The 13,859-nt window shown below is 59.3% G+C and carries 16 protein-coding genes; 13 read left to right on the top strand and 3 right to left on the bottom strand.

Features of this window, described 5'->3' with window-relative positions:
- The first annotated feature begins 87 nt into the window (after positions 1-87).
- The 3 genes from phaZ (at position 88) to F8N12_RS05930 (ending at position 3,388) form a co-directional block, all read left to right on the top strand.
- The gene (phaZ, locus tag F8N12_RS05940) at positions 88-942 is read left to right on the top strand and encodes a poly(3-hydroxyalkanoate) depolymerase (RefSeq protein WP_150579616.1); all 855 of its coding nucleotides are present in this window, start codon (positions 88-90) and stop codon (positions 940-942) included.
- A 115-nt stretch (positions 943-1,057) separates the two neighbouring features.
- The gene (phaC, locus tag F8N12_RS05935) at positions 1,058-2,740 is read left to right on the top strand and encodes a class II poly(R)-hydroxyalkanoic acid synthase (protein ID WP_150579615.1); all 1,683 of its coding nucleotides are present in this window, start codon (positions 1,058-1,060) and stop codon (positions 2,738-2,740) included.
- 27 nt (positions 2,741-2,767) lie between these two features.
- Positions 2,768-3,388, top strand: a complete 621-nt coding sequence (locus F8N12_RS05930) for a TetR/AcrR family transcriptional regulator (RefSeq protein ID WP_150579614.1) — start codon at positions 2,768-2,770, stop codon at positions 3,386-3,388.
- Positions 3,389-3,555: 167 nt separating this feature from the next.
- On the opposite strand, the gene F8N12_RS05925 is transcribed toward F8N12_RS05930, so the two are convergent.
- The 3 genes from F8N12_RS05925 to F8N12_RS05915 form a co-directional block, all read right to left on the bottom strand.
- Complete coding sequence (locus F8N12_RS05925) at positions 3,556-4,455, bottom strand: phasin family protein (protein ID WP_150579613.1); 900 nt, start codon at positions 4,453-4,455, stop codon at positions 3,556-3,558.
- A 10-nt stretch (positions 4,456-4,465) separates the two neighbouring features.
- On the bottom strand, positions 4,466-4,888 hold the full coding sequence (locus F8N12_RS05920) for a phasin family protein (RefSeq protein WP_150579612.1): 423 nt from the start codon (positions 4,886-4,888) through the stop codon (positions 4,466-4,468).
- A gap of 245 nt (positions 4,889-5,133) precedes the next feature.
- Positions 5,134-5,409, bottom strand: a complete 276-nt coding sequence (locus tag F8N12_RS05915) for a polyhydroxyalkanoic acid system family protein (RefSeq protein ID WP_150579611.1) — start codon at positions 5,407-5,409, stop codon at positions 5,134-5,136.
- A gap of 153 nt (positions 5,410-5,562) precedes the next feature.
- Between F8N12_RS05915 and ubiE the strand changes: the two genes are divergently transcribed.
- From ubiE to F8N12_RS05865, 10 genes are all read left to right on the top strand, one after another.
- Positions 5,563-6,333: a bifunctional demethylmenaquinone methyltransferase/2-methoxy-6-polyprenyl-1,4-benzoquinol methylase UbiE gene (gene ubiE / locus F8N12_RS05910; RefSeq protein WP_150579610.1), complete on the top strand. Its 771-nt coding sequence runs from the start codon at positions 5,563-5,565 to the stop codon at positions 6,331-6,333.
- Positions 6,333-6,956 (top strand): SCP2 domain-containing protein, encoded by a 624-nt coding sequence (locus F8N12_RS05905; protein ID WP_150579609.1) that lies wholly within the window; start codon positions 6,333-6,335, stop codon positions 6,954-6,956. Before ubiE ends, F8N12_RS05905 begins: the two co-directional genes overlap by 1 nt.
- Positions 6,953-8,557 (top strand): ubiquinone biosynthesis regulatory protein kinase UbiB, encoded by a 1,605-nt coding sequence (ubiB, locus tag F8N12_RS05900; RefSeq protein WP_150579608.1) that lies wholly within the window; start codon positions 6,953-6,955, stop codon positions 8,555-8,557. Before F8N12_RS05905 ends, ubiB begins: the two co-directional genes overlap by 4 nt.
- 117 nt (positions 8,558-8,674) lie before the next feature.
- Positions 8,675-9,079: a phosphoribosyl-AMP cyclohydrolase gene (gene hisI / locus F8N12_RS05895; RefSeq protein ID WP_150579607.1), complete on the top strand. Its 405-nt coding sequence runs from the start codon at positions 8,675-8,677 to the stop codon at positions 9,077-9,079.
- Complete coding sequence (locus F8N12_RS05890; RefSeq protein ID WP_150579606.1) at positions 9,072-9,404, top strand: phosphoribosyl-ATP diphosphatase; 333 nt, start codon at positions 9,072-9,074, stop codon at positions 9,402-9,404. The genes hisI and F8N12_RS05890 overlap by 8 nt, the downstream gene beginning before the upstream one ends.
- Before the next feature lie 25 nt (positions 9,405-9,429).
- The gene (locus tag F8N12_RS05885; RefSeq protein WP_028621770.1) at positions 9,430-9,717 is read left to right on the top strand and encodes a twin-arginine translocase TatA/TatE family subunit; all 288 of its coding nucleotides are present in this window, start codon (positions 9,430-9,432) and stop codon (positions 9,715-9,717) included.
- A 10-nt stretch (positions 9,718-9,727) separates the two neighbouring features.
- A complete protein-coding gene (gene tatB, locus F8N12_RS05880; protein ID WP_150579605.1) occupies positions 9,728-10,162 on the top strand; it encodes a Sec-independent protein translocase protein TatB in 435 nt (144 codons plus the stop codon).
- Entirely contained in the window at positions 10,159-10,953 is a 795-nt protein-coding gene (gene tatC, locus F8N12_RS05875; protein WP_150579604.1) for a twin-arginine translocase subunit TatC, read from the top strand. Before tatB ends, tatC begins: the two co-directional genes overlap by 4 nt.
- Positions 10,950-11,657: a 16S rRNA (uracil(1498)-N(3))-methyltransferase gene (locus tag F8N12_RS05870; protein WP_150579603.1), complete on the top strand. Its 708-nt coding sequence runs from the start codon at positions 10,950-10,952 to the stop codon at positions 11,655-11,657. The genes tatC and F8N12_RS05870 overlap by 4 nt, the downstream gene beginning before the upstream one ends.
- A gap of 248 nt (positions 11,658-11,905) precedes the next feature.
- A complete protein-coding gene (locus tag F8N12_RS05865) occupies positions 11,906-13,822 on the top strand; it encodes a methyl-accepting chemotaxis protein (protein WP_150579602.1) in 1,917 nt (638 codons plus the stop codon).
- Positions 13,823-13,859 lie beyond the last annotated feature (37 nt).

Below are 13,859 nucleotides of genomic sequence, written 5' to 3'. Positions count from 1 at the left end.
CAAGCTATGAGCGGCAAGCCGGCACTCTCCGCTTGCAGCTTGCAGCTTGCCGCTCGCAGCTGCTTTTCTACCCGCAGGGTTTGAAACATGCCGCAACCGTTCATTTTTCGTACCGTCGACCTGGATGGCCAGACCCTCCGCACGGCGGTGCGCCCCGGCAAGCCTCACTTGACGCCCTTGCTGATTTTCAACGGCATCGGCGCCAACCTGGAGCTGGTATTCCCGTTCGTGGCGGCGCTGGATCCGGACCTCGAAGTCATTGCCTTCGACGTTCCCGGAGTCGGCGGCTCGTCGACGCCGAACCGGCCCTATCGTTTTCCCGGCCTGGCCAAACTCACGGCGCGAATGCTCGACTATCTCGACTACGGCCAGGTCAATGTGATCGGCGTGTCGTGGGGTGGCGCCCTCGCCCAGCAGTTTGCCCACGACTACCCCGAGCGCTGCAAAAAACTGGTGCTCGCGGCCACAGCGGCGGGTGCGGTGATGGTGCCGGGCAAGCCGAAAGTATTGTGGATGATGGCCAGCCCTCGCCGCTACATTCAGCCGTCCCACGTGATCCGCATTGCTCCGATGATCTACGGCGGCGCGTTCCGTCGCGATCCGACCCTTGCCGCCCGGCACGCGGCGAAAGTGCGCTCAGCAGGCAAGCTCGGTTATTACTGGCAACTGTTCGCCGGCCTTGGCTGGACCAGCATTCACTGGCTGCACAAGATAAATCAGCCTACGCTGGTGCTCGCCGGCGATGACGATCCGCTGATCCCGCTGATCAATATGCGCGTGCTGGCCTGGCGCATCCCCAACGCTGAATTGCACGTCATCGATGACGGCCATCTGTTCCTGATCACACGAGCGGAAGCGGTAGCACCCATCATCATGCGATTCCTTCAGGAAGAACGGCAACGCGCCGTGATGCATCCGCACCCGGCACCATTGGGCAGTTAATCAACCCGTCATCGGTTCGGTAGGGAGCCGCACCGCGCAACAACCCGCTACAGCGTCTATGGTGTTCTGGTTGGGTGTGTTTGTTTTTGGCCTGAAGACGAAGGAGTGTTGAGTCATGCGCGACAGACCTGCAAGGGAGTCTCCAACGACGCCCGCCACGTTTATCAATGCTCAGACTGCAATCACCGGTGTGCGTGGCCAGGACATGTTGTCGACGCTGCGTAGCGTCGCCGCCCATGGTTTGCGCAACCCGCTGCACACCGCTCGCCATGCCTTGAAATTTGGCGGTCAATTGGGTCGCGTCCTGCTCGGTGAAACCCTGCACCCGAGCAATCCGCAGGACAACCGCTTTGCCGACCCGGCGTGGAGCCTTAATCCGTTTTATCGTCGTAGCCTGCAGGCCTACCTGGCTTGGCAAAAGCAGGTAAAGAACTGGATCGACGAAAGCGACATGCCCCCGGACGACCGGGCCCGCGCGCATTTTGCTTTCTCCTTGCTCAACGACGCCGTGTCGCCGTCCAACACTTTGCTCAATCCGTTGGCGGTGAAAGAGATCTTCAACTCCGGCGGCAACAGTCTGGTGCGCGGTGTCAGCCACCTGCTGGACGATTTCCTGCACAACGACGGCTTGCCCCGGCAGGTCAGCAAGCAAGCTTTTGAAGTCGGCAGAACGGTGGCAACCACGCCGGGCTCCGTGGTGTTTCGAAGTGAAATGCTCGAGCTGATCCAGTACAAGCCGATGAGCGAAAAGCAATATTCCAAGCCCTTGTTGATCGTGCCGCCGCAGATCAACAAGTACTACATTTTTGATTTGAGCCCGCACAACAGCTTCGTTCAGTACGCCCTGAAAAACGGTCTGCAAACCTTCGTGATCAGCTGGCGCAACCCGGACATTCGTCATCGCGAGTGGGGTCTGTCGACTTACGTAGCGGCGGCCGAAGAAGCGTTGAATGTGTGCCGGGCGATCACCGGCGCCCGTGAGGTCAACCTGATGGGTGCCTGCGCCGGCGGGCTGACCATCGCCGCCCTGCAGGGACACTTGCAAGCCAAGCGGCAGCAACGACGAGTGTCCAGCGCGACCTACCTGGTGAGCTTGCTCGATAGCCAGATGGACACGCCAGCTAGCCTGTTCGCCGATGAGCAAACGCTGGAGGCGGCCAAGCGTCGCTCGTATCAGAAGGGCGTGCTCGACGGTCGGGACATGGCCAAAGTGTTCGCCTGGATGCGCCCCAACGATTTGATCTGGAGTTATTTCATCAATAACTACTTGCTGGGCAAGGAGCCGCCAGCGTTCGACATCCTCTACTGGAACAACGACAACACGCGCTTGCCGGCCGCCCTGCATGGCGACCTGCTGGACTTCTTCAAACACAACCCGCTAAGCCATCCGGGCGGTCTCGAAGTGTGCGGTACGCCGATCGACTTGCAAAAAGTCACTGTGGACAGTTTCAGCGTTGCGGGCATGAACGATCACATCACGCCATGGGATGCAGTGTATCGCTCGACCTTGCTGCTCGGCGGCGCAAGACGCTTTGTGCTGTCCAACAGCGGCCACGTGCAGAGCATCCTCAACCCGCCGTCAAACCTGAAAGCCACGTTTATCGAAGGCGCGAAACTCAGCAGCGACCCACGCGCCTGGTACTTCGATGCCAAGCCTGTCGAGGGCAGTTGGTGGCCACAATGGCTGAGCTGGGTTCAAGAACGTGCGGGTGCGCAAAAGCCGACGCACATGGCGCTGGGTAATCAGAATTATCCACCGATGGAGGCGGCGCCCGGTACTTACGTGCGGGTTCGCTGAGGTGCAACAAACCATTAAGAAGACTGGATGAAAACACGCGACCGGATTCTCGAATGTGCTTTGCAGTTGTTCAATCACAAGGGTGAACCGAACGTTTCTACCATGGAGGTTGCCAACGAAATGGGGATCAGCCCGGGCAACCTGTACTACCACTTTCACGGCAAGGAACCACTGATTCTGGGGCTGTTCGAACGCTTCCAGGCCGAATTGGCGCCACTGCTGGATCCGCCCCCGGAAGTCGAACTGGCCCCGGAAGATTACTGGCTGTTTTTGCATTTGATCGTGGAACGGCTGGCTCAGTACCGGTTCCTGTTTCAGGACCTGTCGAACCTGGCGGGCCGCTTGCCGAAACTGGCGAAAGGCATTCGCAATCTGCTCAATGCGTTGAAACGTACGCTGGCGTCTTTACTGGCGCGGTTGCAGGCGCGGGGGCAACTGGTCAGCGACACTCAGGCGTTGGGGCAACTGGTGGAGCAGATCACCATGACGCTGCTGTTCTCACTGGATTATCAGCGGATTCTGGGGCGTCAGGGCGAAGTGAGGCTGGTGGTGTACCAGATCATGATGCTGGTGGCGCCGCACCTGTTGCCGGCAGTGAAGGCGGCGACTGAGCAATTGGCGCTGCAGTATCTGGAAGAGCTCGACTGACGGAACATCCCTGCCCCCCGTAGGAGCTGTCGAGTGAAACGAGGCTGCGATCTTTTGACCGTAAAAATAAAAAGATCGCAGCCTTCGGCAGCTCCTACATGAATGGCGTGGTTCAAAAAAAACGCCCGGCCTCTTCAGGCCGGGCGTTTTCTTTTGCCCTGAAAAAATCAGGATTGACTGGTTGGCGTCGACGGAGTCGATGCCGAGTTCGCAGTCGGGCTTGCAGCTGGGGTCGGCGCAGCAGCTGAGTTGGTGCTGGCCGAATTGGCCGAGGCAGCTGGTTTTGCTGCTGCAGCTTTCGGCGCTGCTGGTTTTTTCACCGCTGTCTTCTTCGCTGCGGCAGGTTTTGCTGCCGGCTTGCTCGCCGGTTTCGCCGCTGCAGTTTTTGCAGCAGGCTTGGCGGCTGCAGGTTTGGCAGCTGCTTTCGTCGCTGGCTTGGGCGCTGCTTTCGCTGCGACCGATTTAGCGGCGGACTTGGTTGCCGGTTTCGCCGCAGCGGTTTTGGAAGCAACTGTCTTGGTCGCAGTCTTCGCTGCGGAGGCTGCTTTCGCGGCAGTCTTGGCAACCGGTTTGGCGACAGCCTTGGCCAACGGCTTGGCGGCCGCCTTGGTTGCAGGTTTGGCAGCAGCGGTTTTCGCTGTTACTGGCGCGACCTTGGCGCCGGTGAGTTTTTCGATCTGCCGGGTCAGGGTATCAACCTTGCTGTGCAGGGCCTTGACCTCATTGCGACTGGGAACGCCAAGACGCGAGATGGCACTGTTCAAACGCTTGTCAAATGCGCCTTCCAGCTCATCCCACTTGCCCATTGCGCGATCTTTCACGCCACTCATGCGCGACTTGGCCGAAGTTGCAGAATCTTTAGCGGAATCGACTTTATCGCCGACTGCGTTCTTGGCCAGCTTCTCGGCCTTCTCGCCGTCCTTAACCAATGTGTCGAAGAGCTTGCTGCCGTCAGTGTCGATCTTCGAGTACACGCCTAAACCAGCCAGCCAGATTTTGCGGGAGTAGTCTTCGACTTTCCCAATCCACGAGCTGCCTTCTTTATCGGTGTTCTTTTTACCAGCCATCCCGTTCTCCTTAAGATTTACGCGCGACGCGTTCGAGCAATGCCGTCAGTTCATCGAGCTTAGCAGAGAGTGTCTCCACGTCATGTTTAGACGGAATGCCGATACGATTCAAGGCACTTGCAACACGCGAGTCAAAAGCCTTTTCGACTTTGTCGAGTTGAACTTCGACCTTGCCTTTGAAAGTACTCACTTCACCCTTCGCGTCGTCGATCTCGGTGTTGGCGGCTTCAAGTTTCTCAGCCAGTACTTTTTTGCCTTCCTTTTCAACAGTTTGACCCGCCTTGATCAACTCCTGAAAGTACTCGCTGCCCTCTTGGCCGACCTTGGTGTAAGCGCCCAGGCCTGCCAGCCAGATCTTGCGGGCATAGGATTTGACCTCGCTTCGAGCAGTGGTCGATGCGTCGATTTTTTTCTTCAAAATAACTTTGGCCATGGTGCACCTCACGCGCAGAAGGATTGAGGAACTGCCCGTGAAAGTGTCGGGCTCAGGCACAAAGTAGGGGGAATAATTAGAAACGGCACCCTAACAACTGGCATTAACAGTGGGTGCACCGCAAAACAATTGTAGGAGTGAGCCTTGTCGCGATAGCGGTGTGTCAGCCGACATCAATAGTGACTGATACGCCGCTATCGCGAGCAGGCTCACTCCTACAGGGGGGATCGCATTTCAATCGGGGATCAGACCAACGCTTTGTCGAGGGCTTTCTCGATCTCGGCTTTGATCATGCCGCTCATGGCCGACATCATCAGGCCCAGTTCCACATCGACGCGGATCAAATCATCGCTGACGTGCACTGCGCCTTTGACGCCGGAGCGCTTGAGATTGAGTGTGTCACCGGACCACTGCGGTTCCAGGCCATATTGCTCGGACAGTTTCTGCGCCAACTTGTCGGCCTTCTCGCGGGCTGCTTCTTTACCCAGGTCGTGGTTACGTTCAACACTGATACGGGCCATTGCATGACTCCTGCTAAATAAATACTTCCTGAGCATCTTGACCGTCACTGCGGCAAAACGTCCCGGTGGTTACCTATCTTACCTTCAGCCTTGCCAAGACAAAGCAGGCCACCGGGATTAGAATGTCCGGCATTCTCTTTTGGTGACAGCGATATGACTGATCAGCGCAAAGGCAGCGATGCCGAACCCACCACTCACTTCGGCTTCAAAAACGTACCAGAAAGCCAGAAAGCGGAAAAAGTCGCTGAGGTGTTTCACTCCGTAGCCGCTAAATACGACCTGATGAACGACCTCCTGTCGGGCGGCATGCACCGTCTGTGGAAGCGGTTTGCAATTGAACTGTCAGGCGTTCGCACGGGCAATCGTATTCTGGACATCGCCGGCGGCACGGGCGATCTGACCAAAAAATTCTCGCACCTCGTTGGCCCGACCGGCCAGGTAGTGCTCGCCGACATCAACGAATCCATGCTCAAGGTCGGTCGCGACCGTCTGCTTGACCTGGGGGTGGCCGGCAACGTCGAGTTCGTTCAGGCCGACGCGGAAAAGCTGCCGTTCCCGGACAACCATTTCGATTGTGTGACCATCGCCTTCGGCCTGCGCAACGTGACGCACAAGGAAGACGCCCTGCGTTCCATGCTGCGCGTACTCAAGCCGGGCGGCCGCCTGCTGGTGCTGGAGTTCTCCAAACCGACCAACGCGCTGATGTCCAAAGCCTACGACGCCTACTCGTTCGCCTTCATGCCGTTGATGGGCAAGCTGATCACCAACGATTCGGAAAGCTACCGCTACCTGGCCGAATCGATCCGCATGCACCCGAATCAGGAAACCCTGAAGTCAATGATGGTCGAGGCCGGTTTCGACCGCGTGACCTATCACAACATGACCGCCGGCATCGTCGCCCTGCACCGCGGCATCAAGCCCTGATGTTATTGGCCGGGCTGCTCGCCAGCGTTGAACTCGGTGTAAACCGCGTGCTGCGTCTCGACAGCACCGCGCTGCCGCGTCTGGCGCATTTGAGCGGCAAAGTGATTGCCGTCGAATGCCGCAGCCCTGCATTCAATGTGTTCATTCTGCCGAGCGATGAAGGCCTGATGCTCGCCTCGCAGTGGGAGTCGGGCGCCGATTGCACATTGCGCGCCCCGGCCTCGAGCCTGTTGAAACTGGCGATGAGCAAAGACAAGACCGCCGTCCTGCATAGCCCGGAAGTCGAACTCGATGGTGACAGCGGCGTGCTGCTGGAGCTGGCGGCCATTCTTCAGGACCTCGAACTGGACTGGGAGTACGAACTCTCGCGCTGGCTGGGTCCAATCGCCACGCCTCTGGTAGGCGGTCACCTGCGCGGCCGCGCGCGTTGGTATCAGCAGGGTTTTACCGCCCTTGGCCAGAACCTCGGCGAATACCTGGCCGAGGAGTCGCGCACCCTCGTGGGCCAGCGCGAAGCCGAAGCCCGTTTCAGTGAACTGGACCAGATCAAACTCGATCTGGAACGTCTCGAGGCGCGTTTCGAGCGCCTTTCCCGATCCCTCGACCCAAGCGATAACGCATGAAGCTGCTTGCCGTCCGCCGTTTGTTGCGCATTCAGCGCGTTGTGATCCGCTACCGCCTCGACGACTTGCTGTTCGCGTTGCCGTTGCCGTGGTTCCTGCTGGCGCTGCGTTACGCATTGCCGTGGCGCTGGTTTCCACGCAAGACGCTGGAGCTCAGCCGCGGCGCGCGCCTGCGCCTGGCCTTGCAGGACCTCGGGCCCATTTTCATCAAGTTCGGGCAGATTCTGTCCACGCGCCGCGACCTGCTCCCCGAAGACATCGCCGATGAGCTGATGATGTTGCAGGACCGCGTGCCGCCGTTCGATTCGCAGGTATCGATCAGGCTGATCGAAGAACAGCTCGGTAAAAAGATCAGTGAAGTATTCAGCCGTTTCGATGTCGAACCGCTGGCCTCGGCTTCAGTTGCGCAAGTGCATGCCGCGCAACTCAAGACCGGCGAAGAGGTGGTGGTCAAAGTCATTCGCCCTGGCTTGAAACCCATCATCGCGCAGGATCTGGCATGGTTGTTCATACTTGCCCGGGCTGCCGAAAAGCTTTCCGCCGACGCGCGTTTGCTGCACCCGGTGGACGTGGTGCAGGACTACGAAAAAACCATTTACGACGAACTCGATCTGCTGCGAGAGGCGGCGAACGCCAGCCAGTTGAAGCGCAACTTCGAAGGTTCGCCGCTGCTGTACGTGCCGCAGGTCTACTGGGACTGGTGCCGACCGAAAGTGTTGGTGATGGAGCGCATCTACGGCATCCAGGTCACCGACCTCGCGACGCTGGCTGATCAACGCACCGACATGAAAATGCTCGCCGAGCGCGGCGTCGAGATCTTCTTTACTCAAGTGTTTCGCGACAGCTTTTTCCACGCCGATATGCACCCCGGTAACATCTTCGTCAGCACGGTGAACCCGTGGAGCCCGCAGTACATCGCCATTGATTGCGGCATCGTCGGCAGCCTGACGCCGGAAGACCAGGATTACCTGGCGCGCAACCTGTTCGCATTCTTCAAACGCGATTACCGGCGCGTCGCGCAACTGCACATCGACTCCGGCTGGGTGCCTGCAGAGACCAAACTCAACGAATTCGAAGCAGCGATCCGCACGGTCTGCGAACCGATCTTCGAAAAACCGTTAAAAGATATTTCCTTCGGCCAGGTATTGATGCGCCTGTTCCAGACCGCGCGGCGCTTCAACATGGAAGTGCAACCGCAGCTGGTGCTGTTGCAGAAAACCCTGTTGAACATTGAAGGCCTGGGTCGTCAGCTGTATCCGGACCTTGATCTGTGGAACACCGCGCAGCCTTTTCTCGAACGCTGGATGCGCGAGCGAGTCAGCCCGAAAGCCTTGCTCGGCAACGTACAGAGCCAGTTCGAGCAATTGCCGCATCTGGCCAACATGGCGCGTGACCTGCTCGAACGCATGTCGCAACCGCACGCCTACGACCCGCCACCACCTTGGCATCGACGCCGTGACGACTGGTTCCTGCGCCTGCTTGGCACCGCGCATCTGGCCGGCGGTGCCGTACTCGCCATTGGCGGCCCGCTGAACGAACTGGCTTACTGGCCGGCGGCAATCATGATGGCTGTGGGCTTGTATCTGGTCGTGCGTCGATAGCAAGAATGAGCTGCAAGCGATAAGCTTCAAGCCTCAAGCGCTTCGGCCGCACGACGCAGATTGTTTTTTACTCGCAGCTTGAAGCTTTAAAGCTTGCCGCTGCTTCAGGAACTGAAGATGACCAACTGGCTGGACGAGATCAAGTGGGACGCTGACGGCCTGGTGCCGGCGATCGCTCAGGATCACAAGACCGGGCGCGTCCTGATGATGGCGTGGATGAATCGTGAAGCCCTGCAATTGACGGCAGACGAAAATCGCGCCATTTACTGGTCACGTTCCCGTGGCAAACTGTGGCGCAAGGGCGAGGAGTCCGGCCACGTGCAAGTCTTGCATGAGATGCGCCTGGATTGTGACGCCGACGTGGTCATCCTGATGATCGAGCAGATCGGCGACATTGCCTGCCACACCGGCCGCCAGAGTTGCTTCTATCGTGTCTTCGAAAACGGCGACTGGAAAACCGTCGACCCGGTGCTCAAAGACCCGCACGCCATCTACAGCCGCGCAGGACACACCCATGAGTGACACGTTGATCCGTCTGGCCGAAGTGCTGGAAGAGCGCAAGGGCGCCGCCGCTGACAGTTCGTACGTCGCCAGCCTTTATCACAAGGGCTTGAACAAGATTCTGGAGAAAGTCGGCGAAGAGTCGGTCGAAACCATCATTGCCGCCAAGGACGCCGCCATCAGCGGCGACTGCAGCGATGTGATCTACGAGACCGCCGATTTGTGGTTCCACAGCATGGTCATGCTTGCCCAACTGGGCCAGCATCCACAGGCTGTACTCGATGAACTTGACCGTCGCTTCGGTCTGTCCGGACACGCCGAGAAAGCCTCGCGCCCGTCCGCCTGAACAACTATTTGAGAGGAGCAGCACCATGGGCATTTTTGACTGGAAACACTGGATCGTCATCCTGGTTGTGGTCGTGCTGGTGTTCGGCACCAAAAAACTGAAAAACCTCGGTACTGACGTCGGCGAGTCGATCAAGGGCTTTCGCAAAGCCATGAACGATGATGAAAAACCGGCCGATCCTACCGTGACCCCGGCGCAGCCGGTGCCGCCTGCCCAGCCTGTTCACCCTCAGGCTGCCCAGCCGGTGAACCCGCCGCACACCATCGACGTGCAGGCGCAAAAAGTCGAAGAGCCAACCCGCAAAGACGTGTGAGCACTGACTAATGTTTGGTATCAGCTTCTCTGAACTGCTACTCGTCGGCCTCGTCGCCCTGCTGGTATTGGGCCCCGAGCGTCTGCCGGGTGCTGCGCGCACAGCCGGCTTGTGGGTCGGTCGTCTGAAGCGCAGCTTCAACGCGATCAAACAGGAAGTTGAGCGTGAAATCGGTGCCGACGAGATCCGTCGGCAGCTGCACAACGAGCACATTCTGTCGCTGGAGCAGGAAGCGAGGAAGATTTTCACCCCGACTCAGCAGGAGCCTACGCCGGTTCCACCGGTCGAGCCCGTGGCACCGCAGACCATTCACGCGCCAGCCGTTGACCCTGCGCCTGCGACGGCGCCCGTAGTGACCGCCGTCGAATCCGCGCCGATGGCGCCCTCCATCGCGCCCGTTACCCCGGCGCCTAATGACACTCCTTTGCCGCCGCGAGCCCCATGAGCGATCTTCCTGAAAACGACCAGCACATGCCGCTGGTGTCGCACCTCACCGAGCTGCGTACCCGACTGCTGCGCTGCGTAGCGGCGATCTTCATCATCTTCGCCGGGCTGTTCGCTTTCACCCAGCAGATCTACACGTTCGTCTCCACGCCATTGCGCCAGTACCTGCCCACTGGCGCGACGATGATTGCCACCGATGTGTCGTCCCCATTCCTCACGCCGTTGAAGCTGACCATGATGGTCTCGCTGTTCCTCGCGATCCCGGTGATCCTGCACCAGATATGGGGCTTCATCGCGCCGGGGCTCTACAAGCATGAAAAGCGCATTGCGGTACCGCTGCTGGTGTCCAGCATTCTGCTGTTTTACACCGGCATGGCTTTCGCCTATTTCCTGGTGTTCCCCTTGATCTTCCAGTTCTTCGCCGCTGCCACCCCGGCCGGCGTGGAAATGATGACCGACATCGCCAGCTACCTCGATTTCGTCATGACGCTTTTCTTCGCCTTCGGCGTGGCCTTCGAAATTCCGGTGGCCGTGGTCTTGCTGGTGTGGATCGGCGTGGTCAATGTCGCCTACCTGAAGAAGATCCGCCCCTACGTGATCATCGGCTGCTTCGTGGTCGGCATGATTCTGACGCCGCCGGACATCTTCTCGCAGACGCTGCTGGCAGTGCCGATGTGGATGCTGTTCGAGATCGGCATCCTGTTTAGCAGTCTGATCAGCAAACGCGGTGATCATCCTGACGATCAGCCGGTCGACGATCCCAACGACCAGCCGCCAGCGACTCAAGCGTGAACCTGCTGCTGATCGAAGAGGCCGATTTCATTGCGGCCGACCGGGTGATCCTGCGTGATCGGCGGTTTACGCACATGCAGGACGTACATCGCTGCGAAGTCGGTGACAACATGCGCGTCGGACGCATTGGCGGCTTGATGGGCTCGGCTGAAGTGCTGCGCCTGGCCGCCGATGAAGCCGAGTTGCGCGTTACGCTTGATCAATCGCCCCCTGCCAAGCTGCCGTTGACCCTGGTGCTGGCCCTGCCCCGCCCGAAAATGCTGCGCAGGGTGTTTCAGACGGTCGCGGCCATGGGAGTGCCGCGCATCGTGCTGGTGAACAGCTATCGCGTCGAGAAGAGCTTCTGGCAGACGCCTTTCCTGGAGCCCGAGGCAATTCGCGAGCAGTTGGTGCTTGGTCTTGAACAGGCGCGGGACAGCGTCCTGCCGGAAATCGTCATCGAAAAGCGCTTCAAACCCTTCGTTGAGGATCGTCTGCCGGCGATTGCTGGGGGCACGCTCGGGTTGGTCGGCCATCCTGGCAGTTATCCGCCCTGCCCGCGCGGCCTGGACGAGCCTGTGACCCTCGCCATCGGTCCCGAAGGCGGCTGGATTCCTTACGAGATCGACCTGCTGGGCAAATCCGGTCTGCAGCCGGTGCAACTGGGTGAGCGCATCCTGCGCGTGGAAACCGCCGTCACGGCGTTACTCGCCCGCCTTTTCTGACCGTCTCAGTACCTGTAGCAGCTGGCGCAGCGTGCGCCCGACCGCGCAGCAGCCGTTTGTCCAACTCTGTAGGGATTCAGGGAAATTGCACTCAGGGTTAGACGACTGCTGCGCCGCCGGACGCAGGCTGCGCCAGCTGCTACCAGGATGACGTCCGTCGTGAAGTCCGGGTACTTTCTACAGAATCCCGCCTATGGGCCGATAAAGCTCCCATAAACACCAACTTGTGGTCTGTGGGAGTTGCAGCAATGTACGGATGGCTAGCCGAGAAACTGGGAAACGTCAGCGTTAATCGCAAACTGGGGATCGGCTTCGGTCTGGTGCTGCTGCTGACGCTATTGATCACTTTCACCGGCTGGACCGGCCTGAGCGAGGTGATGAATCGCGGGGACAAATTGGGCTTTATCTCCAGCCTCAATGACCTCAGTAAAGAGCTGCGCATCGCCCGCCAGGCCTATGAAATGCGCCGTGGCGAACAAGGTCCGGAAGCGGTGAATGGGTTGCTGGGCAAACTCGACAGCGGACTGAAAACAGCGCGCACACTGATCGAACAACCCGCCGACATTGCACTGATCGACCAGCAACTGGCTGCAGTCACTGAATACAAGCGTGCGTTCGGTACTATGGTCCAGGCCGGCGCGCAGCGTGAAGACGCCCGCAGCAAGCTCGGGGCTAATGCCGATAATGCCGTGGCGAAGGTCGCGGATATCGAGAAATCGATGCTGCAAGGCGACAACATTGCGCAGTTCAATAGTGTCGTCGACCTGAGCAAACAGCTGCAGCAAGCGCGCTACCAGGTCCGTGGCTACACCTATAGCGCCCGGGCTGACGCTGAACAACCGGCCCTGGACGCCATCGATACTGCGCTGAAAACTTTCAGCAGCCTGGCGACCAGTCTTCCCGAGGAGCACGCTGCCAACCTGCAACAGGCCGGCGAATCGTTTAAGACCTATCGCGCCGCCGTCAGCCAGTTCCGCGACTCGCAGACCACTACTGCGGGCGCCCTCAAAAGCATGAGCGCGCAAGGCGACATCCTGATCGATGCCAGCACGAAACTCACGACTTCACAGACCGTCGTCCGTGATACCGATGCGGCTCACGCCAAGAACATGTTGATGTTGGCGACTGCTCTGGCGCTGGTGATCAGCCTGTTGGCAGCCTGGTTCATCACTCGCCAGATCGTCACCCCGCTGAATGAGACGCTCAAGGTCGCTGAACGCATCGCGGCCGGTGATTTGACCCACAATCTTACGTCGCAACGCCGTGATGAACTAGGCCAGTTGCAGCGCGCAATCCAGAGCATGACGCAAGGCCTGCGCGTGCTGATCAGCGGGATCGGCGAGGGCGTCACCCAGATCGCCAGCGCTGCCGAAGAGTTGTCAGCCGTGACCGAGCAGACCAGTGCAGGGGTCAATAGCCAGAAGATCGAGACCGATCAGGTGGCGACTGCCATGAATGAAATGACTGCCACTGTGCAGGAAGTCGCGCGCAACGCCGAAGAAGCGTCCGAAGCGGCTGTCGCTGCTGATCAACAAGCCCGCGAGGGTGACAAGGTGGTGGGTGAAGCCATCGCTCAAATCGAGCGCCTGGCGCTTGAGGTCGGTAATTCCACCGAAGCCATGGGGCATCTTAAACGCGAGAGCGACAAGATTGGCAGCGTCCTCGACGTGATCAAATCCGTGGCTCAGCAGACCAACCTGCTGGCGCTCAACGCGGCAATTGAAGCCGCCCGGGCCGGTGAGGCCGGACGCGGTTTTGCGGTGGTTGCTGACGAAGTCCGCAGCCTCGCCCAGCGCACGCAGAAATCCACGGAGGAAATCGAAGAACTCATCGTCGGCCTGCAAACCGGCACCCAGCAAGTGGCGGCCATCATGGACAACAGCCGCACCCTGACCGACAGCAGCGTCGAGCTGACCCGTCGCGCCGGCGGCTCATTGGAAAACATCACGCGCACGGTGTCGGCGATTCAGTCGATGAACCAGCAGATTGCGGCAGCGGCCGAACAGCAGAGCGCGGTAGCTGAAGAGATCAACCGTAGCGTCCTGAATGTGCGTGATGTGTCCGAACAGACCTCAGCTGCCAGTGAAGAGACGGCGGCCTCCAGCATTGAGCTCGCGCGGCTGGGGACGCACTTGCAGACACTGGTGGGCAGATTCAAGATTTGAAGTGACTCAAGGATAATCAGGCAAAAAAAACCCCGCT

The organism is Pseudomonas fluorescens (assembly GCF_902497625.1).
Taxonomy (GTDB): Bacteria; Pseudomonadota; Gammaproteobacteria; order Pseudomonadales; family Pseudomonadaceae; genus Aquipseudomonas; species Aquipseudomonas fluorescens_BQ.
Note: the sequence above shows the minus strand (reverse complement) of the source record. Positions and strands in the feature narration are given on the sequence as shown.